Here is a 24,345-nt window from a genome sequence, read left to right as displayed (position 1 = left end):
CTCCATCAGTGTTTGCGTTGTGGGCTACGATGACCGTTGGTTGCGCGGGTAACGGTTTGATAGCTGCTGCGCTTCATAAGCCCGGTAGCCCGGCGGGCTCGGAGAATGTCGATACTGCTGATAAACGGTGACTGCTCCATGACGGTGAAGCCGCTGCGGTCGGTGCGCACCAGGTCGTATTCTTCGACCAGGGCATTGACGGCATCGCATAGCGAGATACCGGCTTCAATCTGATCCAGAATCACGCTTTCATCACTTAACGGCGTGTCGTTGAGCGTCAGGCCATAGTGCTGCTCCAGGAGATGGGTCAGGAGTAACTGCCAGATTTCGACGGGCGACGGGCAGGGGTAGTCCGCCCGTGAGGGTGATAACAGTGAAGGCATAGTGAGATTCTCTTAGTTAATGGTTGCTGCTTTCTGGCGCGGTTGTTACTGGTTGCCCTGGATAAATGGCGAAGTAAACGTAGCCACAGGAGCCGAGTGTGTCCGCTTCGCAGGTCAGGCCGTTGTGGTACAGCGTGACGCAATGCGCATGGCGGGGGTTAAGCTCGCCACTGGTCAGCATCAGCTCAAGTTGTTTCATTATTACCGGAAACGCCTGGTCGAGCTGTCGGGCCTGCGCATCCGTGAACTGACCGGCGATATCAGCGCGGTCGGCAAGATAGTGAAGCCGGTTGCCTTCCTGTACCAGGCGTGCGCCAAACTGCGGCGTGATATTGCGCTTAAGTCCCCATTGTGGGCAGGGGCTGGCCTCCGGTGATGTACCGGATGAGGTGGTCGATTTCATTTAAGTTTTCCTTAATTACTGTGCGTGATTGTTAAGTGAGACCGACGCTGCGTAGTACTACATACGGGCCATTGCGGTCCTGACGGCGTTCTGCGAAGACGGCGAGCACTCCGTTGATATCCTGTATCTCGCGACCGGCGTAATGGCAGATGCTGCCGCTCCATTTGTATTTACCGGTGCAGTAGCGAAAGAGGCGGGATCCCGGATGCTGGCGGTAAATCGCCATCGCCTGGCGCTTGCTGATGATTTTCACGATGGTAGTACCTCCGGGTAGCCACCCCTGATGAGGACATCAATGATATCGTTCCAGCACCATTCTTCATCATCAGGGACGGGAAGCGTGAGTTGCCAGAGCGGTACGTTCAGAATTCCTGCCAGTCTTTTGCCAGTTTCCGCAACGGATTTATCCCCGCTGGCATAATCCGAGCAAAGCAGGCATTCACCAAAGACATAAACAGCATCATCGCCGTTATCCAGCAGAAGGAGGGCTATACTGCGCTCAAATGTTTTCTGATGATCCTGATCCACTGTCATAGCCAGCCTCTCTCAGCAAAGGACACGATGTCATGGCTGCCGACAACCAGATGGTCGAGGGTGGCGATATTTATCAGCGCCAGTGCGACTTTCAGCTTGTCGGTGAGCTGTCGGTCTTTCTTGCTGGGCTCTGCCCGCCCTGACGGATGGTTGTGTGCGAAAACTACTGCGGTAGCGTTGTGACGGAGTGCGGATTTCAGGACTTCGCGAGGATGGACGGAAACATGGTCGACCGTCCCGGCAAAGAGGGTTTCACATTCCAGAAGGCGATTCTGGCTGTCGAGATACAGCACCATAAACACTTCCCGCTCCAGTCCGCAGAGTTTAAGCCGTAGCCAGTCCCGCACCTGCTCAGGTGAGGTCAGCACCACGCCAGGCTGACGAAGGTATTTCTCCAGCAGACTGATGGCGCGTTTAATGGTGCGCTGGGCTGTGAGGGAAATGGCGGGGAGCGGGCTGACGGACGAGGGCACAGGAAACATATCAAGCTGCACGGGTTCGGTAAAAGTACGCATCCGGCCTCCGTTCAGTCGATGATGTGCATGATGGCGCTACATTCAGCATGCTCCAGCGCGTAATCCCGCAAACGATAATAGTGTTCCGTCATCGCATCACATTCGGTGCGCATGGCGTGGTGGCTGTATTCCATCAGACAGGCCGCGATACCCGCAGCCTCGGCGCTTAACTCGGTCCCGTTGCCGTTCATGCAGTTAAACAGCGTCCACTTCTCATCGTTGTCAGGCTCTGGGGCCATAAACGCGCTACCGTTGCTCAGCGTGTAAAAGAGCCAGACGCCACCGCTGTAGTCAGCACATAAACGGTCCATCCAGGCGAAGATGCGCGGCTCCAGCATCATCCATTGTGGGATGTCGCCAAAGTGTTGCGGCCAGAACGCCACGCGGTTTTCATCGGCGACCGGTGTCGTTGTAATACGATTAGGGTCTGCAACCGGAACAGAAGCGTCAGGGGTAAACAGTGGCAGGGTAGAATGGGTCATAAGAGAATTCCTTTGCTTAATAGTATGTCGCCAGCATGCGGCGTGAAGTTGATAGTATGAAAATCCCACTTTCCCCGTCGGCGTGATGGCTGTCGGGGCTTTTTATGCGCCCGGTTCAGGGCCAGAGGAAAATCAGATGGGTAGGGTGGGAAGCGAAGCGGCAGAAAGCGTCTATGCTGAAACTGGTACGTGATTACGTGCTGGTTAACCCTTGTGTCGATTCAGCCCCGCGGAGTGCGGGGTGCTTTTTCAGGCCGCTCTGGCACCCCGGAAAAGTTCCAGCATGTTTTCGGTCATCACCCACAGCGCACGATTAAGCTTCACATCGCCATCAATACCGGTGACGGCGCGGGTACGGCTGCTGCGTCCTTTTGCGTTACGTCCCGACAGACCGCCTTTCATCAGGTTTTCCTGAACTCGCTGGTAAACCGTCCACAGGTCATCGCTGTAATCTTCCCGACGACGCGGGGTCAGCAGCTGTGACACGCTTACCGGTTGATGGTCCTGACCGAAGCGGTATTCCAGCGCCGCATTCGCCAGCGCATACTGTGCCGGTGGCGGTAAAGCCAGTGACTGCATTGCATCACGCTTCTCTTCCACCCGGTCAAACACGCCCAGCACCTCATAAGCGCCTTCAATGACGTTTTCCACCACGTTGCCTCTGTGAGGGACGCGCACTTCACCAAACGACTGCCCACAGACAAGTCCGTTGGTACATACACCCCGGAAGAGCCCAGGCAGCATCTGGTAGCTGCTTGAGCCGTCATGGGAATTGAGGAGGATGATTTCCGGGACCTGCTGACCGGTAAGTTGCCCGGCACGGCGCAGACGCAGCATGTGTTTGGTGTGCTCACGTTTGCCCAGGTCACGCACGCGGGTCTGACAGGCAAAGAACGGCTGAAAGCCTTCGCGTTGCAGGTTCTCCAGCACGGTTATTGTCGGGATGTGGGTGTAGCGTTCTGAGCGTGATTCATGTTTGTCGCTGCCGAAGACGCTGGGGACGACGTTCATCAGTTCATCGCGGGTCAGAGGACGGTCACGGCGGATTTGGTTGATACGGCCAAAACGGCTGGCTAGTCTCATGGTTAACTCCTTGTTTAAACAGACGGTATAAAGGTCAGCGTGCCGCGTCCCCTGAAGGAGAAACGGCCTGCTGCTGGTTCTGGTATGTGTGCTGACGGAATGTCAGCGGTGATGTGGAACAGTTTGGTGGGTTGGTGCTGATGAAGGGGCGTATATGAATACGGGGTTATCTGCGGATCCCATCGCTGACGATGAATTTATTCAGCCAGTAACCCGCATCGGATTCAAAGTTCCAGGCCCGCCAGACCATGCGACCATCGACACGCACAACCAGGCGAAAATGCGTATCCAGGTCATCTTCGATTGCCACATTGCGGTATCTGGCCGCAACAGCTTCAGCCTGCTCACGGGTAAAAGGGCCTGCGGGGAGCTGCACGTTATCCGGCATTCTGCATATCACCGTCGTTCAATTGGGGAAGGGCGCTGAGAAAGGTGTTACAGGCTATGCGACCGATAGTACGGGTGGTTGTCACATCCACCGCGCCGCTCACCACCCCGCCTGCCAGCGGCACCAGACGGATAAACTGCCCTCCGGCACTCATGCCTGCACGGGCTGCCAGCATCATCAGCGTCTTCCTGACCACCTGCTCGGTGAAGGTTCGGGTCCAGCGCTCAACAGCTTTCATGGCGACTTCATGTAACAGCGCCCGGGCAGCATTGCCACACAGGCACAGCCCGGCCAGCGCCCGGATACGTTCGTCGGTCAGGCGATGTCCACCCAGGCAGGCCAGAGCGGCGACCAGACGCGTCTGCAGAAACAACACACTGGTGACGTTCAGCGGCAGGGTGAACGGCAAGGCCACAACGCCACCGATACCGGAGAGAAAGCCGCTGCTGCCAGCCTTGATGCTTTCCCAGTGCACCATGTTGCGTGCAGCCAGTTGCACATCCCCCTTCGCGTCAGCAAGGTAGCGCTCTGCCAGCGTCTCCGCCGACTCAATCCCTGCAATCCCGCTCACGGCTTTGTCATAGAGCCAGCCCATCACTGACCCGAGCCCACCTGCTGGTGGGGTATCGCCAATCACTTCCTCCTGTTCGTCGTTCATGCCGTCATGCTCAAATTCCATGCCTTCTTCAAACTCGTCGTCGAAATTCATTGATTCTCCTGATAAGTAACCGTCAGATATAAGAAAGCCGGGCCCACCACAGTGATGGCATCCAGCTGGTGTCGCCCGTTACTGAGGGCATAAAGACAAAAAGGCCACGCGTCCCGAAGGAGGCATGGCCTGTTAATGCACTGGAGAGTGAATTACTCCGGCGTTGGTTCCGTCACCTGCTCAGGTTGAGGTTTGCCGTGGATTATCTGGTGTTTTGCCATCGCTTCCGGCATCGCGTTGATGCAGTAGTTGATATAGAAGACGTGGAAGAGGACGGTCCAGGCTGCGTTCATTTTCAGGTCGAAGCGAAACTGCGTCAGCGCATGCTGTTGCAGCGCAGCGCGGGCTTTAAAGGCCCAGACAATCAGTAAGACGATGTAGGCCAGCGTCAGCAGCAGCGCAATCCCCTGCATGGTGGCAGCGCCATCATTCACGCTGTACCCGTAGTCATCGACCTGCAGAGGGAACATCGTTTTGAGTGAGGTTGCCAGCCCTGTGCAGACTGCCATCCAGATAACCAGCATACGGGAAGAGAAGCGCTGCCCGACTTCTGCCATGAGGGCTTCCTGATGTTTGTAGAGCCACATCAGCAGATAGATGCCGCCTGTCGGTATACACAGCAGGACCAGATGCCAGGTGGATGTATTGAGCTTGTTTTTCAGTGAATTAATTGCCGTTGCAGTCATTTTCATTTCCTTTGCCATTGTAGTGAAATTATCCGATCGTGAATCGCCGGTGTCAGTTGGTGACGAAATCACCCATTTTGTCGCTGTCAGCATGTGCTGCGTCGGTTAGTGGGCTCACGTCGAGATTCAGCCGTGTTTTGCATGCGTGCGATGAAATCAGGCTGCCATCTTTGTAAACCCGGATGCCGTAGAATTCGCGCTTACCGGTGTCGAGGCTCAGCAGCACGTAGTCGTACTGTTTCTTGTTGAAGCGGATGTATTGCGCTTTGCCCATTCCCAGCTGCGTTTCGTAGTGGAAGGCTTTGACCCCGAACAACCCTTCGGTCAGCTCCAGCTCTGACTGATTGTTTTTGTCCAGATAGGAATAGCGATAGTCCTGGCCGTTGGCGGCATAGACATTTACGTTCTTGCCGTTGTCCAGCGTGCAATACGCGTTCACAGGGTCTACGGAGGCGCTGGTTGCTACAGGTGTCGGGCGGTCATTGCTGGTGGCGTAACCGGCTGAACCATCAGGATTGATTTCCACATCCACATCGGTCGTGACGTTCGTTTGTGAGTTGGTGGTGGTGAAGCGCAGTACATGGACGGTAGCGCCGTTGACGGATTTGTCGGGAAGGGGACTTTTCTGCCAGGTGAACGCCGAAATATCCGTGCCAGGGTGATAGACGAGATAGGTGGACTGCGCATTCTTCAGGGCAGTGGCTTCAGCTTCCGGTGTTAACGGGGCTACGTTGCTGCTCTGTACCTGTTGCGGCTTACCCACTGCAGTGGAACTGCCAGACAGGTCGCTCGCCGGTAAACCACCACCCGACGAAGCTGGGCCCAGGTCTACATGAACAGGCTCCACCTTCGGGTTGTAACCATCCGTTTTGAATACCTTATGCCATTTGCCGTCCTTGTCCTGTTTATACCCTTGTTTTCTCATATTATCTTCTTGAAGCTTCTGCTGCTGGTCGGCTTCGTCTGCACGTGCAAATGCTGCGTTGGAGTCTGCAACAAACTTGTCCCGCATAGCGCTGTCAACGTCGTGTTCAGGCGCTTTCTTCCCTCCAAACAGGGAGCTCAGGAAACCTTTGCTGTGTGGCGCTGTTTTCTCCCCGCCAGGATGTGGAACATACGCAGAACATACTTTTGCAAAGTTACCCTTACCGAAGTGCGCGGTTTCGCCATCGAGCGTGACTTTTGCACCAAAGAAACCGGTGATTGCCTTGACTGCTCTGGCCCCAAGCTCTGGTCCTGACGTTGTATCGTTACGTACCAGTTTTCCGAGGATAAACATTGAATGGTCATTTGACCGGGCTCCGCACGTCAGTATTGCGGGGTAGCTGTCCCCACCAACGCTTACGCTTGCCTGCCGTATGCCCAGCAGCCCCATGTCGTCGGGACAGCCGGATTCGACCGCGATAAACGCAACAACTTCAGGGGTCACCATAGCGGTGAAATTGCCTTCACTGCTGAGGGATAGGCATTTACCGGACTGAGCTTCCCAGTCGGCACTGGAGTTATCACAGGCGGTCAGGGATAGCGTGATGGCTGCGGCGGCAGCCAGGTGTCGTATCTTCATTGAGGGTAATTTCCTTATTCAGAGTTGAGCCAGCGAACTCACTGGTTAAAGGTGTTGATGACGTCGCTAATGAAGCGGAAGTGGGGCAGTGCGGCGATAAAGCCTTCTTCGGCGATCAGATCGCTGACCTCACTGCGGCGTCGAAAGTGGCGCTCCAGCAAAGTGACGGAGATGATCTCGTCCAGCCTGAACACCCGGATGCGCCGCAGGTGGCTGGTGACCAGATACCAGCAGTGTTTTTGGTAAATCAGTCGGTAGGGTTCCAGCGCATCGTGGCGAATGCCGTTGACCAGCAAACTGATGGTGCAGTGCCGATGAATGGCTTCGGCCAGACGCTGGAAGTTGCCTGAATGGGTTGCCAGCGGGACGGTGGGCGCGTGCCAGATGAGGCAGGGTGCGGTCCCGCTTTCGTTCATGAGTAAATCCATCAGCGCTTTATCCTGGCCGGGCATAATGCGGGCGAGCCCTGTGTTGCGGATAAACGAGAATGCGGCCGGAGAATGGTCACGCAGCTGGGTTTCACTGAGCCGGTAACATCCGTTGTCATGCTTTAGATCGAGATGAACCAGCCGCTGGTGGAAATCGCGCTGCAGGGTGCGCTCTGAGACGCCAAACTCGTCGGCAAGTGGTTTCAGGTACAGCGCTTCCCCGGCCATCAGGCGGCTGATAATGACGGACAGCCTGACGGCGAGCCTGTCATAACGGGAGTCCTGTTCGTCGGACACGGAATGACCTCCAGAAGTAAATTGGGTGATAATTCATGTGGTTATTATGCAGTAGGGGCTTGACAGGTTGTGACGCTCAGGAGAAGGCTGATTGAGAAAAGGAGATGATTTTTTGCCGTGGTAACTCACTGAAAACAGGAGCATGTTCCTGTATCGCGAGATGATGCTTTGTGGTTTGCGACAAGGAGTGTCTCCAGTCAGTGAGTTATCAGAATGAAAGCCAGAAATGGGTGCGGATGTTCTGCGCTGAAGATGTGCCCCTGCACGGGAGCCAGTTGATCATCAACCGGCTGTTCACAGGGGTAATATGGTCGTGAAAATATCTGGAATGTATTGGGGCATCGGCTGGCGTTGAGTTAGCTTTTGCTCCAGGTGTCGTACTCCATGCCACTTCGCCCGTAGGTGCTGTATTTGAACTTCGCCTGCGGAACGCCAAATTTGCCGATCTTTGGTGGTTCAGGATGCAGCGCAAGGTACTTTTCGATGGCGGGGTCGGTGTAGAACTCACTGCCAGCCTTGTTTACCTGATGTGCATCTTTGCGTTTCGGACATTTTGAACGAACATGTTTGTCGAACTTCTTCGGGGAAACTGAGGCATTACAGTGGGGGCAAATCCTCATATCCGGTGCCTGGCCCGGAGGGCTTGCTTTGCTGGCTGGAACGGTCTGCTGACATATTTTTCGATGCCGCCTGTATGCCGCTTTGGACTCAAACAACACGTTACAACCGGAGCAGCATGTTTGCTTTGGCTGTGGTTTGTTCAGCGGTGCCGGTTTGGATGATACTGGCGTGACGACTTCCTTCCAGCGGTGGTTGCTCACCAGATGCTGGAACAACACGCTTTGTTCAACTGGCTTCCCGCATATGCCGCACTGTATCGACTTCATTCTGTTGCCCCGCATTCATTAATCTGGGATCGCAAAGTAATAGCATTGAGCTGCTGAGGAAATGTACAGTCGCTGAGTTTAAGGCAGCTGCTGAGAAGGGTTTTGACCAGGAATGTTATCTGCAGCGTGCTTTGCGCCATCGGATATATCTGATATCGCTATGAAAATTTACATTCTGTTGCATCTGGTTAATTGCTCTCCAGGTTAAGTACAATTTACCATCACTCCAAAATATCCCCCACTCAAATCATGGACATAGTCACGTGGCTGCAGCAGATCCCGGGACGGATGAGCAAGCAAAACCCATCACGCCTTCATTCATCGACACTCTTCTCCAGGATACCTGGCTACTTGCGCTGGCGGTTCGTAACACCGACGGTGTCACCGTTGACAGTACTCTCTACCAGCACTGCCTGAATATGATTGAGGACACCCAGATTAAGCTCCGGGCTGCTGGTGCCTCTGACTACATTGCCGAGGAAATCAGGTTCGCGCAGTGTGTCTTTCTGGATGAGACCGTTATGACTCAGAAGGATGTGGATGTTTCTTTCTGGTGGCGGGAGTCACCGTTGCAATCACGGTTGCTGATGCATCTTCGTGGCGGGGAGATGTTCTATGAACACATTAAAACGCTGCTTCGCGAGGCATCACCATCCCAGGCCGTTATGGCCTGTTATCACCGCATGCTTAAACTGGGCTACCAGGGCATTTATCACCTTGGCGAAGGCGAGGAAAGTGAAGAGCGCACTGCCTTGTTGAAACAGCTGCAGGAGCGTCTTCCTGCTTCCGGAAGCAAACTCAACAATCCGATAATTGTCCGTAATCACCGCCCGGATATTCGTTTCTGGCGACGATCACCGTGGATAATGCGACTGGCCGGAGCACTACTCATTGTCGCTGCATCATGCGCGATGAGTACCCATCTGCACTATTTGCTCGGACAGTGGTTCACGCTGAGCTGATTCACAACTGACCAGGGAGATAGCAGGTCATGAGCGAGAATACATTAACCCTTCAGGGCGGGAAAATCCCGGTCTACAATCACTACCAACTGAAAGTACCGGAACTTCATAAGCAGCACCCTGAGATCCAGTTGTCGGTACTGCGCTTCAGTGGTGAAGAAGCCCTGAATACACCCTGGTGCTATTCAATCGAGCTGACCAGCGCAACTCCCGATATTCCCGCAGATGTGCTAATCAACACCACCGCGCAGCTTCTGTTTTACCCTGATGGTAAACCCTGGCAGGCTGTCACCCCCCGAGTGATGCGGGGTGTTATCACGTCTTTTCAGCAATGCGAACGTTCCGCTGATACCACGCGTTATGTGGTGGTGCTTGAAGCCAGCCTGGCTCTGCTTCGCAACAGTCTTACCTACGCGGTTTATCAGCATAAAAGCGTTATCGGCGCGGTTGAGGACATCCTGAAACGCTGGGCGTTCTCAAGCCTTGACTACCGGTATCAGCTGAGCACTCAGTATCCGGTGCGGGAGTTCTTTATCTCTTATGCTGAAAGTGATCTCGCCTTTATTCAGCGTCATCTGGCGCGTGTGGGGGTGTTCTATTACTTTGCCTGGGATGAGGAAAACCACCGCGATATTCTGGTGTTAGGTGATTCTGGTTACGCCTTTAGCGATGGCCCTCAGATTGCGTTTCGTCACCCTTCCGGCCTGTTTGATGGCGGCCTGGAGTCATTGTGGGATGTAACTGTAAACCGCCATACCGTTGCGGGGCAGACGCGTGTTAATGATGAGTATTACCGTGAAGCTCAGAGCGATATGCAGGTACATCTGGAAACCGATCTGGATATGCCCGCGCTCACCGGTGAAGAATACCGTTACGGCGAACATTACAAAGAACAGGGCAGACAGGCCGCAGAACAGCCGGAACAAGGGCGTTGGTTCGTAAAACGCCGCCGCGAACGCCTGGTGACTGAGCAGGTTGTGTTTGATGGTAAGTCGAACGGAATGGATATTCGTCCTGGTATGATTATTCATCCACAGGGCAAATCCTGGGAAGATGCCCCGAATGGCTTGTTAGTGGTCTCCACCTCATCAGAACGCATCTCCCGTGATACCGCCTATGTCATCAGCTTTACGGCTGTGCCGAATCGCCAGCATCTTTCCTACCGGCCCCCGTTGCTGTCCCGGCCACATATTGGCGGTACACTGCTCGCGAGGGTGACTAGTCCGGTTGAAAACGCGCAATATGCTGAACTCGATGAAACGGGGCGCTACCGTGTCCGCTTTCAGTTTGACCTTAACACGACCTGGCAGGCGGGCTTTGAAAGCCTTCCAGTGCGCCTTGCCAAGCCTTATGCCGGGAATGTTTACGGCTGGCACTTCCCGCTGATTGCCGGAACGGAGGTGATGATTGCCTTCACCAACGGTGATCCTGACCGGCCTTATATCCTCTGCGCAATGCATGACTCCCGCCATGAGGATCATGTCAATCTCTACAACTATCAGCGTAATGTGCTCAGAACTCCGGCGAATAACAAACTGAGATTTGAGGATCGGCGTGGGGCTGAACACGTCAAAATATCGACGGAGTACGGTGGCAAGAGTCAGTTGTCGCTGGGGCACATTGTAGACAGTTCGCGTAATAAGCGTGGCGAAGGTTTTGAGCTGCGTACAGACAGCACGGGCACACTCAGGGCCGGTAAAGGGCTGTTCCTCACTGCAGATGCTCAGGCCACGGCCACCGGTCAGGTGCTGGATATGTCTCCGGCAATAAGTCTGGTCAAAGGGGCCGTCAGTCAGATGAATGACTGGCGTACTATAACACAGTCACACCACAATCTTCAGCCTGATGCTTCGCATTTGAAAGCCTACCTGACTGCTGTTGATCAGCTGAAATCACCGGCGATGCTGTTGAGCGCCCCGAAGGGTATCGGCATCGTCAGCCCGGAATCTGTTCTGGTCAATAGCGGCCAGACATTGCATCTGCAGAGCAAGGGTGAAACCAGTCTTGTCAGCGATGACCGTCTTTCTGTCAACACCCGACGCGCGTTCTCATTACTGGCGCAGCAGGAAGGTGTACGTATCGTTTCGGGTAACGGGCCTGTGACCATCGAATCGCATGGTGACCTGATGGGCCTTACTGCGCTGAAAGATATTTCCGTTACGTCCACCCAGGGCGAGATTCATCTGGCGGCAAAAAACGCCATCGTATTCCACTGTGGTAACTCATCCTTCCGACTTTCGCCCGGCGATATCGACATGCATACGCCAGGGAAAATCAATTACCGTGGCACGCACAACTGGAATACGCCTCTCAGTGATGAAACCACGCTGCCCGAGCTGCCGAAGTCTGTGTGTAAAGACTGCCTGAAGAAAGCCCAGGAAGAAGCGGCTGCGTTTGCAGCACGCGGATAAGGAACCTCCGATGACAACAACGACGCCGTTAGCACAACCAAAGCACATTCTCTGGCAACAACAAACCGAAGCCCTTTGCGCCAAAGCCGGGCTGGATTACATCGATGTGCTGGTGGACCAGGCCGGGACTGACCAACCACTGCAGGCTGCATTACGAAAGCTCTCGCCTGGGGTGAAGTGGTTTGAACTATTTGAAGGCACGCCTGAAGGGGGGACGCCGGAGTATTCACCGGTTGTGATGCGCCTGCATTTTGCCGTGGCGAATCAGCGTATGTGGCTGGAGCAGCTGCTGGAGTATTTCTCGGGTTCACCGCGCCTGACGCTGTTGGTTTCACCGCTGGCCTTTGATTTGCTGTGTCGTCATTTGCAGGCGTTGTCACAGGTTCAGTGGGAAGAACAAACCGGCCTGTTGCGCTATTACGACAACCGCGTATTTCCATCGTTGCTGAGCCATGTGCTCACTGCAGAGCAGCAGGCTGCCTTTACGGATATCGCGCTGTTCTGGAGCTGGCGGGACAGAGACGGGGAGATTGTCTGGAAGTTTGGAACCTTCATACCCGACAGAGAGTTAGCTGATGAACCGGAAATGAGTTGTGTCGATGATGCGCAGGTTGATCGCATGGGGTGCATCGGTGACGCAGAGAAGTTGATGCAAAGGCACTACGATCCGCAACTTTCGAATGAAGAGAATTTCACCCGTAATCTGGAGGCTTCACTCAGGGCCAGCGAGCAGAATTACTTTGGTGATTTGGTTGCGTTCATGGAGCAGGCGCGATGATTAACATGATGAAAGTGTTTCGAATTGTTGCGGTAACTATTGTCTTCGCCCTTGCCGGTTGTGATCAGTCAAATGCCGATACGTCCAGCGCCGGGAATATTCGCGGTTACAACCACGTATCAGGGCAGGACGTCAATTGGTTCTCCGTGAATGGTTACGGCAGTACGCTAACCGGAAATGCATGTTGCGTGATGATCCCCGATAAGTGGCGCCCGGGTCTGACTGCACATATCGAATGGGAAATAGATCCAAACCCTGATGAGAAAATTCCGATGAAGAAGGAAGGATTCGAATATGAGCCTGAAGCCATCGCCAGGCACGTAGCTAAGTACCGTCGGTACAGCGCCGATGTTCCCATCCCCAAATATGATCAAAGCGCGGGGATCAGTGTTCATTTCCTCCCTTGCCAACAGGTAAAAGTCTATGCGGGAGAAGCCAGCTATGGAGCTGAAACCTACCCGATCAAAGAACCGATGAACATGAAGGAGCCAGCGACATGTCCAAAATGAGTGCAAAATCCAACGTTTGGGCACCACCTGAGTTCCCTCTGAATGGCCGACTGCCATCAACGGCAGAAGACGTGCTGGATAATTATCGGAAGCAGCGTAAAGAGGAGGATGATTATCTTTACGCGTTCAATGAAGAAACCGGGCGTCGAAATGGGTTTGTTTGTTCACAGAGTCTGCATATCAGCTTCTTCTTTGATGGCACCGGGAATAATGAAGACCACGATACCCGGCATACCAGCCCTGCCCACCCGACCAATATCGCCAAAATGTTCCATGCGACATATACGCCTGAAGCTGAAGGGGATGGGTATTATGCTTACTACATGCCAGGGGTCGGCACAGCGTTCCCTGAAATTGGTGAAATGGATTACTCTGATGCGGGTTTGCAGTATGCGACAGGAGGGGAAAACCGTATTAACTGGGCACTGTTGATGCTGGCTGATGCCCTTACGCATACAGCGACTCAGGGGGCTAAGCGTATCCCGGCAACAGAAGCCCGGCAAAAGCTGAGTGGTATGGCTTCAAACTGGCCCATTGATGGCGTGTATAACCGCATTAATGCCATGAATGGCTACCTGAATGCTGATACCCAGGCCAGACTCGAAAAGCTTCAGAGAAAAGTCCTCAAAATCAAGCTCTTTGTCTATGGCTTTTCGCGTGGCGCAGCGGAAGCCCGAACGTTTGTTAACTGGCTTACTCAGTTGTTCAGAATTCCTAAAGGCGGCGATAAGCCTGAACAGGCTCTCCTGGGGATTCCGCTGAGTATTGAGTTCCTGGGGCTATTGGATACCGTACCCTCTGTCGGTGTGGCGCACATTATGCCAATGAGCGATGGGCATATGGGGTGGGCAAATGGTACACAGCAGCTACCGAACGAAAAGCGTTATCCCGGTCTTATAAAGAGCTGCAAGCACTTCGTCTCAGCACATGAACAACGCCTTTGTTTCCCGCTTGATTCCATTCGTCGTCCTGGTGGTCGCTACCCTTCTTATGCGGAAGAAGTGGTTTATCCGGGCATGCACTCTGATATCGGAGGAGGATATCCGCCGGGAGATCAGGGGAAAGGGCTAGTTGGTGGAGACAATGGCGATCTCAATTTCCCTGGCAATGTACTGTCGCAAATCATCCTTCACGATCTCTACGCTGCTGCTTTTGCGGCAGGAGCCCCACTGAGTGTACTAAAAGACAGCATTCCTGATAGGTTGCTTCAGAAGAAGCCTTCCCGAATCATGTCTGGCGACACAATTCGTCAATTTTTAGTGAGCAAATCACTCATCCAGCGTTTCAATGCCTGGCGTCAGACTATCCTCCCGACAGCCGAAGAATCGGCTCAAACCGAAGCTCAGACAAGCTATGGCTATGATGCGCATTCGCTGTCTCAGACACTGGAAGATGCGGTGTCTGACCAGATAGGCCTGATAACGGCGTGGCGAATCGGGCGCTATGCCAACGGCAGCTTTGCAAACCAGTCGTTCTATCAACATGCAACACAGCACTCCGCTGAGGAACAGGCTGCAAGTAAGCATGCGCATGATAAGAAACAAGAAGAGATCGATTATAAGCGCCGTGCTGCAACACTGAATCCACGAGTGCCGGGGGCTGCGGCTATGATGAATCAACCGGGTATTCCGGCCTACGAACCCGCTATTGATAAGCAGGAACTTCGCGAGGCTGCCGAGGAGTTTCGTAGCGACTACCTCAGTGAAACAAGGCCGCAAAGCTGGGGCGAGTTTGTGATTAATGAAATCCCCAAAGGCATTGTCTGGATGCACAATACCGACGACGAAGCGGAAGAGTTTAAGCAGATCAAAGCTGATGGCGACGCGATCTACCCTCGTCTGTTTTCATCAAAGGTCGGCGCAGTGGTCAGCGATCCTGTTCTGTCTCAGGTTGTCGCGCTGTTCGATGATCAGGTTCACGATTCCCGCGCCTGGTTTATGTATTCCTCGTTGGGGACGCGAGAGCCATGGGGAAGCTATTTCTTTTACCGTTCAATCTATTTTGGGTCTGACAGTAATAAGGATATGTACCTGCTCTCCACTGCCGGTCAATTGATCGGCGCACCCGTTCCGCCACCTGATACGTCTTTCCGGGTTAAGAATCCGGCACTTTACAATTCTGCTAATGTTGGTGGATTTGGTACAAAGGGACCGCGAACAATCCTCGATAATGCGACGGGCAAAGCCATACCGTTGTCCGACAATGCAACTGAACTGCTTAAGCCAACCCGCTCTCCAGGCCTACTGGTTGAGCAAGCCAACAGCCAGATCATTAATGATCAGCATCAGGCAATGATGGCTTCGTCCATCGATATGCTGAAAGCCTCGGGAGTAAAAGTCCTGTGAGTCTGAAGCTTATCCGCGTGGGGGATACCCTCAGGGAATATGGTGGCGAGGTGCTGACCGGTAGCTACGATGCTTTTGGTCGGCCGGTGGCGAGTGTGGGTGACAAGGTTCGCTGTAATAAGCACGGCATGACGACGATTGCGCAGGGAGCTCCGGGCTACATGGTGAACGATAAGGCTGTTTCACTTGACGGTCATAAGTGCGCCTGTACCTGCACGCTGGTCAGCTCGCTGCCTGATATGGACGTTGGGTGAATGATCTTTCCTCCCCGTTATCCCGATTATACGGAGCTGCAGCCTGCCCACTGGCGACGCTGGTGGATTGCATTGCCGGTGATTTTGTTTCTGGCCGCGCTTGCGACAATGCTGTTGTGGCCGGAAGGTAAGCCGACCCGGACAGTGTCATTCTGGTTCTGGAGCGTGATCTGCCCGTTGATTATCTGGACGGTTGCTGTCGCTCTGCGCTGGCTGGTCTGGTTACAGTCTGTATCGAATCGCGATACGCACCGGGAGGCCATTTCGGCCTCCGTTCGCGCATGGTGGCGACAGCGGTCCCGGTTGTTACCTGTAGAAGCTGTCATGCTGGTCACGCCGATGGGGGATGAGAGTAGCGAGCATGAAGCGCTATTGTCTCTGCCGCTTCCCGTTGCCCCGGAGCAGAGTGACGATGCGTCAGGGAATGCGTTGCTGCGTTGCCCGATGGTGTTGGGACTGGGCGGCCAGGAAAATCGGGCGGTCATGCTGTCACGTCACCTGGCTCGCCAGGTACTGACCCGGTTACGTAGTACCAATGAAGCGCGTCCTGTTCAGGTGTTTTGCTGGCTGGGTGATGAGCAGAGCCTGAGTGCATTCAGCCTGGTGCTGGAGTCTGACGGTATTCGTCTACCCGAAGATGTGCTGCGTTTGCACACTGTCGCTGATTTTGACCTGGTTATCGATACGATGCCAGAAGATGAACAGGCGCTGCTGTTGTGCGCCGGGTTTGGTGATGCCGACAGCGCCGCTGAGTATACCGCTTCAGAAGCCGGGTTTGCCTGGTTGTGCGGGCACAGGGCTGAGGCACTGATGACCCGCAGTGAAATTCTCCAGCCTGCTGAGTCAGAAACACCGCAACAGTTGACTGAACAGCTTGGTCGCTATGCCCGTCTGCGCAGTGCGCCTGAAAGGGTGCTGGCAGCAGACAGTGCCGCGATGGATACCCTTTTACCGTCTGGCTGGTCTGCCCTCGATAATGTCCTGATGCCGTACCTGGGTAACGCCGGGGCGGTAACCCCCTTTGTCATGCAGTCTCTGGCCGCATTGTCCGCTCTGAAGGGGCTGTCATGTGGCTGGACGGCGACATTTATGGAATCTCAATTTATTACAGGAGTTTGCGTTCCTCGTGGAAACCTCCCGCACTGAACCCCGTCATTCGCTATTCTGGCTGGTCACCGGCTATGTCATCACGATTACCCTGCTGGTCCTGCTGGGGGCATTGCTCTACTACTTTGCCGGAAGCAGTCTCGACCTGCCGGAGTTGTTGCCGGGCCAGATAGCATTCCGGGCGGCGATAACCTGGCTCGTGCTGGTCTGGTTCTGTGCGCCGTTCATTCTGTGCTGGAAAGCGCTGGTCAGACTTAAGGCAAAAGAGCTGACGGGCGACGCCGGTAGCAAAAGACAGCGCCCATCAGAGAATCAGCAGGTGAAAGACATCATCACACAGCTGCGTTTTCAGTATGGCAGACGCTGGCGCAGCAGGGTGCGTATCCTGCTGGTGGTGGGGGAGGAAAATGAGGTCGAGCAGGCGATTCCGGGGCTGACCACTCAGCACTGGCTGGAAGGTCAGGGGACTCTGTTGCTGTGGCACGGTAGCCCGGTCGCTGAGCCGGATGCCGCGCAATTGAAAGCGTTGCGTAAAATCCGCCGTCGCCTGGCTGATGCGTTGATCTGGGTGGTCAGTGCGCAGACCACACTTTCACATGACACCCTGGATACCGTCGCCCGCCAGCTGCAGAAGCAGTATCACCAGTTGGGATGGGAAATCCCGCTCTGGTTGTGGGAAACGCACGCGCTGGAATGGGAACAACCTGGTCTGCCGGTACAGGCAACGGGCTTTTTATCTGCACCTGGGGATGAAGCGGACGATTTTCGCCATTCTCTCAAACAGCTGGAGTCCTCACTGGTGCATCAGGGTATGCAGCAAATCCTGAACGACCGTAATCATGCCTTTTTGTTACAGCTGGCCCACAGCCTGCGTGACGGCGGCACGGAGCGGGTGACACATACGCTGTCACAACTGTCGGAGGGAGCCCGTTCTCTGCCGCTTGGCGGGATGGTCTTCAGCCCGGCGGTCACCTCGGGGGCGGCTTCACTGCGCCATGCGTGGCAGCCGGGCAAAGCGTGGCTGGATTTACTCGCCCAGCGCTGGCGCAAGCCGGTAGCGACCGGTGTGTCATGGCGTAAATCACTACTGCTGACCTGTACCTGTCTGCTGACGTTCTGGCTGGCGACTGCCGTTATCTCCTGGATAACAAACCTGCGGCTGATGCAGGCTGATCATGCTCTGGCCCTGAGTGCCACCGATACGCGGCAGCCTATGCCAAAACGATTGCTGGCACTTTACCAGCTGCAGCATGAAATTGAACGTCTGCAGCACCGACAGCAGTACGGAGCGCCGTGGTATATGCGCATGGGGCTGAGTCGCAATGATGACGTGCTGGATGCGCTCTGGCCGTACTGGCAACAGGCGGCGATGCCGATGTTGCGGGATGCCTCTGCGCAACATCTTTCATCCGTCATGAATCACTGGCTCAACCTGCCGCCGGATAATCCACAGCGTGCCGCTCAGTCGAAAGCCATGTATGACCAGCTTCGGGCCTATCTGATGCTCTCACGCCCCGATAAAGCTGATCCGACCTTCTTCAGCAACACAGTGATGCAGTCCTGGCAACAGCGTGATGACGTGGCGGATGGCACCTGGCGCATGGCTGGCAACAGTATGCTGGCCTTTATGATGCAGAACCTTCCGGCACACATGGAGTGGCGAATCATGCCCGATATGCGACTGGTCAGTGGCATGCGTTCCGCGCTGCTTCGCCAGATTGGGGCCAGTAATGCGGAGTCCACGCGTTACCAGAAGCTGCTGGAACAGGTCTCCCACGATTATGCAGACATGACGCTCAGCGAAATGGTAAACGGCACAGACAGTAGCCAGCTGTTCAGTACCGATGTGGCTGTACCGGGCGTATTCACGCGTAAGGCCTGGGAAGAAGAGGTTCAGCCTGCAATTGAGAAGCTGGCTAAATCACGCCGGGATGAAATTGACTGGGTGCTGAGCGATGCACAGCATTCCAGCGATACAGCGGGGACCGTTTCTCCTGACACGATGAAGGCCCGACTGACTGAGCGGTATTTCTCTGATTACTCAGGCGCCTGGCTTAAGTTCCTTAACAGTCTGCAATGGCATCAGGCCGGAAGCCTGTCGGAGTCGATTGAACAGCTGACTCTGCTGGCAGATGTCCGGCAGTCACCGCTGATTGCATTGATGAACACCCTGAATGTTCAGGGGCGCACCGGTCAGGTCGGTGGTGACCTGACCGATTCGTTGGTGAGTTCGGCTAAGCATTTAATCCACAACGACAAAGCTAATGCGGCTGTACAGCAGGCCGGTAACGTGGCGCATGGCCCTCTGGATGCGACCTTCGGACCGCTGCTGGCGCTGACGGACAGCAGTGCGTCACAGAACGCGTTGAGTCTGCAAACGTTCCTGACCCGTATCACCCGCGTTCGCCTGCGCCTGCAGCAGGTGACGAACGCACCTGATCCCCAGGCCATGATGCAGTCGCTGGCGCTGACCGTGTTTCAGGGGAAAGCGGTCGATCTCACTGATACCCGCGACTATGGCAGCCTGATTGCCGCCAGCCTCGGGCAGGAGTGGAGTGGCTTCGGGCAGAGCGTGTTTGTGCAGCCGATGGTTCAGGCGTGGGAACAGGTGCTTTCTCCAACGTCAGAGAGTATCAACAGCCAGTGGCAAAGCGATATCGTGACCCCGTGGAATGCAGCCTTTGCTGACCGCTATCCGTTTACTGAACGCCAGAGCGAGGCTTCATTGCCTGAGCTGGCGCAGTTTATGCGGGCAGATACCGGGCGTATCACACAGTTTATTCAGACCCGCCTGGGAGGCCTGTTGCGGCTGGAAGGGGATAAGTGGGTGCCGGATGCGATGAACAGCCAGGGGCTGACCTTTAACCCGGCATTCCTGGATGCACTTAATCGCCTGACCCGCATTGCGAATGTTGCCTTTGCGCACGGCGATGTGGAACTGCATTTCCAGATGATGGCAAAACCTTCCCGTGATGTGGTGGAATCCGATTTGCTGGTAGACCGTCAGAAGCTCCAGTATTTCAACCAGGAGGAGAGCTGGCAGACCCTGACCTGGCCGGATAACCGCTGGCAGCCTCAAAGCACGCTGACCTGGCGAACAGTCAACACCGGAACGCGGTTGTATGCCGATGAGCCGGGTAGCTGGGGATTCATTCGCCTGCTGGATAAGGCGCTGGTGACAAGCCTGGGAGATAATCTCTATCGCGTGGCGTGGGTGACGCCTGACGGGGTGACGCTGAACTACCAGCTGCGAACCGAGCTTGGGAAAGGACCATTGTCACTGCTTGATTTGCGTGGGTTTGTCCTGCCGTCACAGATTTTTGCATCGGGTGGCATGGCGGCGAGCCATCCGGGAGGTAAGTCATGATAGTTCGAATTTCACGAAACGCACTGCTTTGCCTGCCTTTGTTCCTGCTGAGTGGCTGTGGCCTGTTCCATGCGACGGCTCAGGGCACCGCAAGCGTGGCAAAAGCCATCTTCTATCGGCAGGTGGAAACGCTGCACCTGACCTTTGCTGCCCGGAGCGCCATTAACGCGGATGATGCGCAGGAGGCCATGCCGCTGCGGGTACGTGTGCTGCAACTGAACGATCGCAAGACCTTTGATAATACCGGGTATACCGACCTGCTGATGCAGCCTGATATCGTGCTGAAGGATTCGCTGGTGACGCAGCGCGTCCTGAGCGTCTATCCCGGCCAGACGATCAAGCTCGATATCCCGATGGATAAGAAGGCGCAGTTTGTGGCCGTGGTCGGACTGTTTCGTAAACCTGATCGCATCAGAAGTAGCTGGAAGCAGGTGCTGAGTCGCGATGATCTTGACCCGGATAAGCCACGGATCATCGAAATCCGTAACAACACTCTCCTGCTGAAACCGGTGAAAGAATGAATGACCATGAGTTTCTGAAGTATTTTGACAGCGAGATGCGCTGGCTGAAAGCGGCTGCGCGTGAGTTTGCACAACAGCATCCGGAGGCGGGGCGCCGGTTGGGCGTAGACGGTATGTCGCATAAAGCCGATGATGCCGTTGAACAGTTGTTCCAGGGTTTTTCATTGATGATGGCACAGCTGCGCCGTAAGCTGGATGATGATATCCCCGAGCTGACGGAGCCGCTGTTGGGGCATCTGCTGCCGATAGCTAACCGTACACTGCCCTCAATGGCAGTCGTAGAGCTGACGCCTGAAATGGCTGCACAGGTGAGGGATGTGGTAATCCCTGCCGGTACTACGCTTCTGACGCGACCGATGGATGAATCGGGTTTGCGTTGCCCTTATCGCACAACGGATGAACTGGTCCTGCATCCGCTGACGCTGCATAACACCAGACGGCAGTTTCACCCGGATGGTCACCAGGTGCTGACCCTGCGTTTTACCTTCAGTCAGTATGCGGACCCGTCGCAGGTAAATTTACGCCATATCCCGGTTTACATCCACGGTGACCGCCCTCTGCAGTCGATGCTGTACCAGGCTCTTACACATCATGTCTCACAGATTACGGTTCGGCTGCCACAGACCGGCAACCTCGATCCGCAACCTTTCCACGGCAAACTGTCGTCACGCTGGCAACAGCACTGGTCATCAGTCTGGCCGGAGAGTGACAGTCCGGCGCTGTGCGGTGAAGTGCGCCCGATGCTCGAGTATTTCAGCTTTCCGGCGCGATTTGCATTCTTTACCCTGAGCGGCCTTGAGACGCTGCCGTTGGGAGAGGACTGTCAGACATTCGAGCTGGACATCCATCTCAGTACCCCGCTGAACCGTGATATTCCTGTTCCGGAAGATATTCTGCGTATCCATTGCGTGCCGCTCATTAACTTGTTTTCGCTGAATGCCGAGCCGCTGAAAGTACAGCCTGCCGTGCTGGATTACCGGTTACGGCCACATCGTTTGCGTGACCATCATACCGAGATTTACAGCGTGGATAAGGTGGCTGCCAGTGAGACGCTGGACAAGCGCCAGTATGTGCCTTACCGCCAGTTCCGGCATAAGGGGGGGATGTTACAGCGCAAGGACGCCTGGCCCGAGCGCTATTTCCATACCCGCATCTGGCGTGGTGTGAGCGGGCTGCATGAAACGCTGCTGATGCTGGGTGGCTCTTCTGGTGAAGGCGATCTTCAGGAGGAAAATGCCACGTTGTTTATGAATATCACCTGCACCAACGGGAATTACGCCCGTATGGCCCTTGATGCTGCGGTGTTTGACGGACTGACGTCAACCGGTAACCAGACGCTGCGCTGCCAGACCCGACATGCACCCTCAATGCCGTGTTATCCACCTTTATCACAGCTGTATCAGTGGCATGTGATGGCGCAGCTGCATCCTCGTGCACTGAGCCAGATGATTAGCGATGCTGAAAATCTTCGGGCTGTTCTGACGCTGTTTGACTGGACCGATGATGAGAATAATCGTCGCCGTATTGGCGGGATCCGACATGTCAGCTACGAACAGGCCTATAACTCGTCGCGTCAGTGGCATGGGGTAAAGATCCGTGTAGCGCTGGATGAAACGCAGTTTAGCGGTACAGGTGATGCCCGGTTGTTCTGTGAGCTCCTTGAGCAATTTTTCACGCAGTACGCCAGCATCATTCGCTTTACTCAACTTACGGTTACGCTGACTGAGTCCGGTACGGAATGGGCGTGGCCGGAACGCAGGATTGACAGGGTGTTGATGTGACAGGCGAAGACGATAAGAAAGATCTGCCGCCGTTCTGGCTGGATGGTGAAGGCCGCGATCAGACAGCCCGCTTCAACTTTTACCGTTTCTGCCAGTTGGTTGAAAAGCTTGGCGGGAATGACCTGGGTACAGGGTTATACCCTAATAGCGACCCGGTGCGTTTCCGGCCGGATCCACATCTGGGGTTTCCATCGGGTGAGCTGAAACGAACCGAAACCGACCCGGATAACCCCGATGCGCCACCCGCGGTCCGAACAAAGTTTCTGGGGTTGTATGGCGTGGATTCTCCGCTGCCGACAGCTTACATTGACGACATTAATCAGGGGCGGGAAGGGGCTGATGCAATGGCCGCATTCCTCGATATCTTCAACCACCGGTTAATGACGCAATTCTATCGCATCTGGAAGAAATACAGCTATCCGGCAACCTTCGAAGAGGGGGGCGCAGATAAATTCTCCCGTAGCCTGATGGCGCTGACTGGCATCACACACAGTCGGACGCTTCCTCCCTCGCGGCTACTGGCGATTTTACAGCCGATGCTCCACCCGACGCATACCACTGAAGGCGTTGCCGCCGTGATTCGCAGCCAGGCACCCAATACGCGGGTAGAGGTTATCCCTCATCATCCGGTCTGGATGCCTGTCGCAGAGCCTGCACGGCTGTCGGTCAATGGGGGCATGAAGCTGGGTGACCGCCCTATACTGGGGGATGAGGTGGAAGATGCTAACTACTGTATGCGTATCGAAATGTACACCGAGGATGCTGGGGAAGCAAAAGGATGGATGCCTCGTGGTCAGCTGCGCAGGGACGTGTTTGAACTGCTTAAAACCTATCTCGGTTGTGATTATGATGCCAGCCTGCACCTGACCATTCCGGTCCGCCTTCTCCCCCGCCCGAGGCTTGGCGACCCTGATTTGTTCATGGGATATAACGTGATGATGGGGCTCAGGGATGATAATGAAGATCAGATGCCGCAGACGATGCGGATGAAGGTGGGGAAATTACGGGGAAGGGATTTTGACGAAGAATAGTCTCTCGGGCCGGTTCGACTATTATCGTTTTCTGCCAGTGGAGTTGCACCAGGATGCGGATGCGCTGATTGACTGGCTTGCGACGGCACCTTATCAGAAGCCTGATCATTGCCCGCACTGCGGAAGCCCGGCATTTCACTCCAATGGCAGTTCATCCAAAAATCGGGTCATTAACTATCGCTGTAGCCGTTGCAAGAAAGGATTTACCCCGCTGACCGGAACGCTACTTGCCCGGAGCCGACATGTTCCGTTGTGGCCGTTGTTTGCGGCGGCCCGCTTATCGGGACTCACCACTGCAGAGATGATGGCAGAACTGAAGATCGCCGATCCAACCTGCGTTCATAAAGACCGTGTAATCGCGCGTGTGATGCAGGAGTACTGGCCTGCGCTTTACGCCTGGTGGGTGCCGCATTATGAGCGACGCGACCCGACATTCACACCGGATGTTGCTGCTGAAGCGGAACGGTTGAAGGGCTGGTACCAGACACTCAGAACGCAGTCGACAGCGGTTTGTCCGCACTGCGGAGGGAAGAGAACCTACAGAACGAAAGAACGCCCGAGCTTCCGTTGTGTGCCCTGTGACCGTAATTTCAGTCTGCTTACTGGGCTACCTGTTGTCAGCCTGCAGTATTTTGAGCTCTGGGGTGAGGGAATTGATGCACTGGTAGCCGGTGACAGCACGGTGGATATCAAACGGCGGATGAAATTGTGTCTGTCAGCTGTGGGGAACTGGGAAAAGCGCATGATGCACCTGATTGAGCTCATGAACCTGCACGCACTGAAAGCCTGGATACTCTGGCAGCGCGGACGCGACAGGCATCGCAGAGCCATGCTGATACACCATCATGGCGTGCGTTTTCCGCAGGAAGGTTTGGTTCGATCACAGCGTAAGAAAGGCTGAGCATTCGACAGACGGGAAT

General features: G+C 55.0%; 25 protein-coding genes. 12 read left to right on the top strand and 13 right to left on the bottom strand.

Annotated features, from left to right (window positions below):
* Positions 1 to 5: 5 nt before the first annotated feature.
* From ACA108_18410 to ACA108_18350, 13 genes are all read right to left on the bottom strand, one after another.
* Positions 6 to 383: a TA system toxin CbtA family protein gene (locus ACA108_18410; protein XEX95291.1), complete on the bottom strand. Its 378-nt coding sequence runs from the start codon at positions 381 to 383 to the stop codon at positions 6 to 8.
* 16 nt (positions 384 to 399) lie between these two features.
* Positions 400 to 786 (bottom strand): type IV toxin-antitoxin system YeeU family antitoxin, encoded by a 387-nt coding sequence (locus tag ACA108_18405; protein ID XEX95290.1) that lies wholly within the window; start codon positions 784 to 786, stop codon positions 400 to 402.
* A gap of 31 nt (positions 787 to 817) precedes the next feature.
* Positions 818 to 1,039, bottom strand: a complete 222-nt coding sequence (locus tag ACA108_18400; protein XEX95289.1) for a DUF987 domain-containing protein — start codon at positions 1,037 to 1,039, stop codon at positions 818 to 820.
* Positions 1,036 to 1,320: a hypothetical protein gene (locus tag ACA108_18395; GenBank protein ID XEX95288.1), complete on the bottom strand. Its 285-nt coding sequence runs from the start codon at positions 1,318 to 1,320 to the stop codon at positions 1,036 to 1,038. The genes ACA108_18400 and ACA108_18395 overlap by 4 nt, the downstream gene beginning before the upstream one ends.
* Positions 1,317 to 1,802 (bottom strand): DNA repair protein RadC, encoded by a 486-nt coding sequence (gene radC / locus ACA108_18390; GenBank protein ID XEX98158.1) that lies wholly within the window; start codon positions 1,800 to 1,802, stop codon positions 1,317 to 1,319. Before radC ends, ACA108_18395 begins: the two co-directional genes overlap by 4 nt.
* Before the next feature lie 44 nt (positions 1,803 to 1,846).
* Positions 1,847 to 2,317, bottom strand: coding sequence for an antirestriction protein (locus tag ACA108_18385; protein ID XEX95287.1), 471 nt, complete (start codon positions 2,315 to 2,317; stop codon positions 1,847 to 1,849).
* A gap of 249 nt (positions 2,318 to 2,566) precedes the next feature.
* The gene (locus ACA108_18380) at positions 2,567 to 3,400 is read right to left on the bottom strand and encodes a DUF932 domain-containing protein (protein XEX95286.1); all 834 of its coding nucleotides are present in this window, start codon (positions 3,398 to 3,400) and stop codon (positions 2,567 to 2,569) included.
* A 166-nt stretch (positions 3,401 to 3,566) separates the two neighbouring features.
* Positions 3,567 to 3,788 carry a DUF905 domain-containing protein gene (locus tag ACA108_18375; GenBank protein ID XEX95285.1) on the bottom strand — a complete coding sequence of 74 codons (222 nt, stop codon included), beginning with the start codon at positions 3,786 to 3,788 and terminating at the stop codon, positions 3,567 to 3,569.
* Positions 3,778 to 4,497 (bottom strand): hypothetical protein, encoded by a 720-nt coding sequence (locus ACA108_18370; GenBank protein ID XEX95284.1) that lies wholly within the window; start codon positions 4,495 to 4,497, stop codon positions 3,778 to 3,780. Before ACA108_18370 ends, ACA108_18375 begins: the two co-directional genes overlap by 11 nt.
* A 152-nt stretch (positions 4,498 to 4,649) precedes the next feature.
* Entirely contained in the window at positions 4,650 to 5,183 is a 534-nt protein-coding gene (locus ACA108_18365) for a hypothetical protein (protein ID XEX95283.1), read from the bottom strand.
* Between the two features lie 52 nt (positions 5,184 to 5,235).
* Complete coding sequence (locus tag ACA108_18360) at positions 5,236 to 6,747, bottom strand: hypothetical protein (GenBank protein XEX95282.1); 1,512 nt, start codon at positions 6,745 to 6,747, stop codon at positions 5,236 to 5,238.
* Positions 6,748 to 6,785: 38 nt separating this feature from the next.
* Complete coding sequence (locus tag ACA108_18355) at positions 6,786 to 7,472, bottom strand: helix-turn-helix transcriptional regulator (protein XEX95281.1); 687 nt, start codon at positions 7,470 to 7,472, stop codon at positions 6,786 to 6,788.
* A 356-nt stretch (positions 7,473 to 7,828) separates the two neighbouring features.
* Complete coding sequence (locus ACA108_18350; GenBank protein ID XEX95280.1) at positions 7,829 to 8,359, bottom strand: hypothetical protein; 531 nt, start codon at positions 8,357 to 8,359, stop codon at positions 7,829 to 7,831.
* A 263-nt stretch (positions 8,360 to 8,622) separates the two neighbouring features.
* On the opposite strand from ACA108_18350, the gene tssL reads away from it, so the two are divergent.
* The 12 genes from tssL to ACA108_18290 are packed head-to-tail and all read left to right on the top strand — an operon-like array spanning position 8,623 to position 24,326.
* Positions 8,623 to 9,321 carry a type VI secretion system protein TssL, short form gene (tssL, locus tag ACA108_18345; GenBank protein XEX95279.1) on the top strand — a complete coding sequence of 233 codons (699 nt, stop codon included), beginning with the start codon at positions 8,623 to 8,625 and terminating at the stop codon, positions 9,319 to 9,321.
* Positions 9,322 to 9,350: 29 nt separating this feature from the next.
* Positions 9,351 to 11,732, top strand: coding sequence for a type VI secretion system Vgr family protein (locus ACA108_18340; protein ID XEX95278.1), 2,382 nt, complete (start codon positions 9,351 to 9,353; stop codon positions 11,730 to 11,732).
* Positions 11,733 to 11,742: 10 nt separating this feature from the next.
* Complete coding sequence (locus ACA108_18335; protein ID XEX95277.1) at positions 11,743 to 12,510, top strand: DUF4123 domain-containing protein; 768 nt, start codon at positions 11,743 to 11,745, stop codon at positions 12,508 to 12,510.
* Positions 12,507 to 13,019 (top strand): DUF3304 domain-containing protein, encoded by a 513-nt coding sequence (locus ACA108_18330; protein XEX95276.1) that lies wholly within the window; start codon positions 12,507 to 12,509, stop codon positions 13,017 to 13,019. The genes ACA108_18335 and ACA108_18330 overlap by 4 nt, the downstream gene beginning before the upstream one ends.
* Positions 13,007 to 15,364: a DUF2235 domain-containing protein gene (locus ACA108_18325; protein ID XEX95275.1), complete on the top strand. Its 2,358-nt coding sequence runs from the start codon at positions 13,007 to 13,009 to the stop codon at positions 15,362 to 15,364. The genes ACA108_18330 and ACA108_18325 overlap by 13 nt, the downstream gene beginning before the upstream one ends.
* Positions 15,361 to 15,618, top strand: a complete 258-nt coding sequence (locus ACA108_18320; GenBank protein ID XEX95274.1) for a PAAR domain-containing protein — start codon at positions 15,361 to 15,363, stop codon at positions 15,616 to 15,618. The genes ACA108_18325 and ACA108_18320 overlap by 4 nt, the downstream gene beginning before the upstream one ends.
* Entirely contained in the window at positions 15,619 to 16,764 is a 1,146-nt protein-coding gene (locus tag ACA108_18315; GenBank protein XEX95273.1) for a hypothetical protein, read from the top strand. It abuts the gene before it with no gap.
* Entirely contained in the window at positions 16,745 to 20,092 is a 3,348-nt protein-coding gene (locus ACA108_18310) for an ImcF-related family protein (protein ID XEX95272.1), read from the top strand. Before ACA108_18315 ends, ACA108_18310 begins: the two co-directional genes overlap by 20 nt.
* Positions 20,089 to 20,613, top strand: a complete 525-nt coding sequence (gene tssJ, locus ACA108_18305; protein XEX95271.1) for a type VI secretion system lipoprotein TssJ — start codon at positions 20,089 to 20,091, stop codon at positions 20,611 to 20,613. The genes ACA108_18310 and tssJ overlap by 4 nt, the downstream gene beginning before the upstream one ends.
* Positions 20,610 to 22,394, top strand: a complete 1,785-nt coding sequence (gene tssF / locus ACA108_18300; protein ID XEX95270.1) for a type VI secretion system baseplate subunit TssF — start codon at positions 20,610 to 20,612, stop codon at positions 22,392 to 22,394. Before tssJ ends, tssF begins: the two co-directional genes overlap by 4 nt.
* Complete coding sequence (gene tssG / locus ACA108_18295) at positions 22,391 to 23,425, top strand: type VI secretion system baseplate subunit TssG (GenBank protein XEX95269.1); 1,035 nt, start codon at positions 22,391 to 22,393, stop codon at positions 23,423 to 23,425. Before tssF ends, tssG begins: the two co-directional genes overlap by 4 nt.
* Positions 23,412 to 24,326 (top strand): hypothetical protein, encoded by a 915-nt coding sequence (locus ACA108_18290; GenBank protein ID XEX95268.1) that lies wholly within the window; start codon positions 23,412 to 23,414, stop codon positions 24,324 to 24,326. The genes tssG and ACA108_18290 overlap by 14 nt, the downstream gene beginning before the upstream one ends.
* Positions 24,327 to 24,345 lie beyond the last annotated feature (19 nt).

This window comes from Dryocola sp. LX212, assembly GCA_041504365.1.
Taxonomy (GTDB): domain Bacteria; phylum Pseudomonadota; class Gammaproteobacteria; order Enterobacterales; family Enterobacteriaceae; genus Dryocola.
Note: the sequence above shows the minus strand (reverse complement) of the source record. Positions and strands in the feature narration are given on the sequence as shown.

What these genes read in the sequence shown, in the direction of transcription:
- ACA108_18410 (XEX95291.1), bottom strand. Translation starts at nt 383, where the DNA reads ATGCCTTCACTGTTATCACCCTCACGGGCGGACTACCCCTGCCCGTCG.
- ACA108_18405 (XEX95290.1), bottom strand. Translation starts at nt 786, where the DNA reads ATGAAATCGACCACCTCATCCGGTACATCACCGGAGGCCAGCCCCTGC.
- ACA108_18395 (XEX95288.1), bottom strand. Translation starts at nt 1,320, where the DNA reads ATGACAGTGGATCAGGATCATCAGAAAACATTTGAGCGCAGTATAGCC.
- radC (XEX98158.1), bottom strand. Translation starts at nt 1,802, where the DNA reads ATGTTTCCTGTGCCCTCGTCCGTCAGCCCGCTCCCCGCCATTTCCCTC.
- ACA108_18385 (XEX95287.1), bottom strand. Translation starts at nt 2,317, where the DNA reads ATGACCCATTCTACCCTGCCACTGTTTACCCCTGACGCTTCTGTTCCG.
- ACA108_18380 (XEX95286.1), bottom strand. Translation starts at nt 3,400, where the DNA reads ATGAGACTAGCCAGCCGTTTTGGCCGTATCAACCAAATCCGCCGTGAC.
- ACA108_18375 (XEX95285.1), bottom strand. Translation starts at nt 3,788, where the DNA reads ATGCCGGATAACGTGCAGCTCCCCGCAGGCCCTTTTACCCGTGAGCAG.
- ACA108_18370 (XEX95284.1), bottom strand. Translation starts at nt 4,497, where the DNA reads ATGAATTTCGACGACGAGTTTGAAGAAGGCATGGAATTTGAGCATGAC.
- ACA108_18365 (XEX95283.1), bottom strand. Translation starts at nt 5,183, where the DNA reads ATGACTGCAACGGCAATTAATTCACTGAAAAACAAGCTCAATACATCC.
- ACA108_18360 (XEX95282.1), bottom strand. Translation starts at nt 6,747, where the DNA reads ATGAAGATACGACACCTGGCTGCCGCCGCAGCCATCACGCTATCCCTG.
- ACA108_18350 (XEX95280.1), bottom strand. Translation starts at nt 8,359, where the DNA reads ATGAAGTCGATACAGTGCGGCATATGCGGGAAGCCAGTTGAACAAAGC.
- ACA108_18340 (XEX95278.1), top strand. Translation starts at nt 9,351, where the DNA reads ATGAGCGAGAATACATTAACCCTTCAGGGCGGGAAAATCCCGGTCTAC.
- ACA108_18335 (XEX95277.1), top strand. Translation starts at nt 11,743, where the DNA reads ATGACAACAACGACGCCGTTAGCACAACCAAAGCACATTCTCTGGCAA.
- ACA108_18330 (XEX95276.1), top strand. Translation starts at nt 12,507, where the DNA reads ATGATTAACATGATGAAAGTGTTTCGAATTGTTGCGGTAACTATTGTC.
- ACA108_18325 (XEX95275.1), top strand. Translation starts at nt 13,007, where the DNA reads ATGTCCAAAATGAGTGCAAAATCCAACGTTTGGGCACCACCTGAGTTC.
- ACA108_18315 (XEX95273.1), top strand. Translation starts at nt 15,619, where the DNA reads ATGATCTTTCCTCCCCGTTATCCCGATTATACGGAGCTGCAGCCTGCC.
- tssJ (XEX95271.1), top strand. Translation starts at nt 20,089, where the DNA reads ATGATAGTTCGAATTTCACGAAACGCACTGCTTTGCCTGCCTTTGTTC.
- tssF (XEX95270.1), top strand. Translation starts at nt 20,610, where the DNA reads ATGAATGACCATGAGTTTCTGAAGTATTTTGACAGCGAGATGCGCTGG.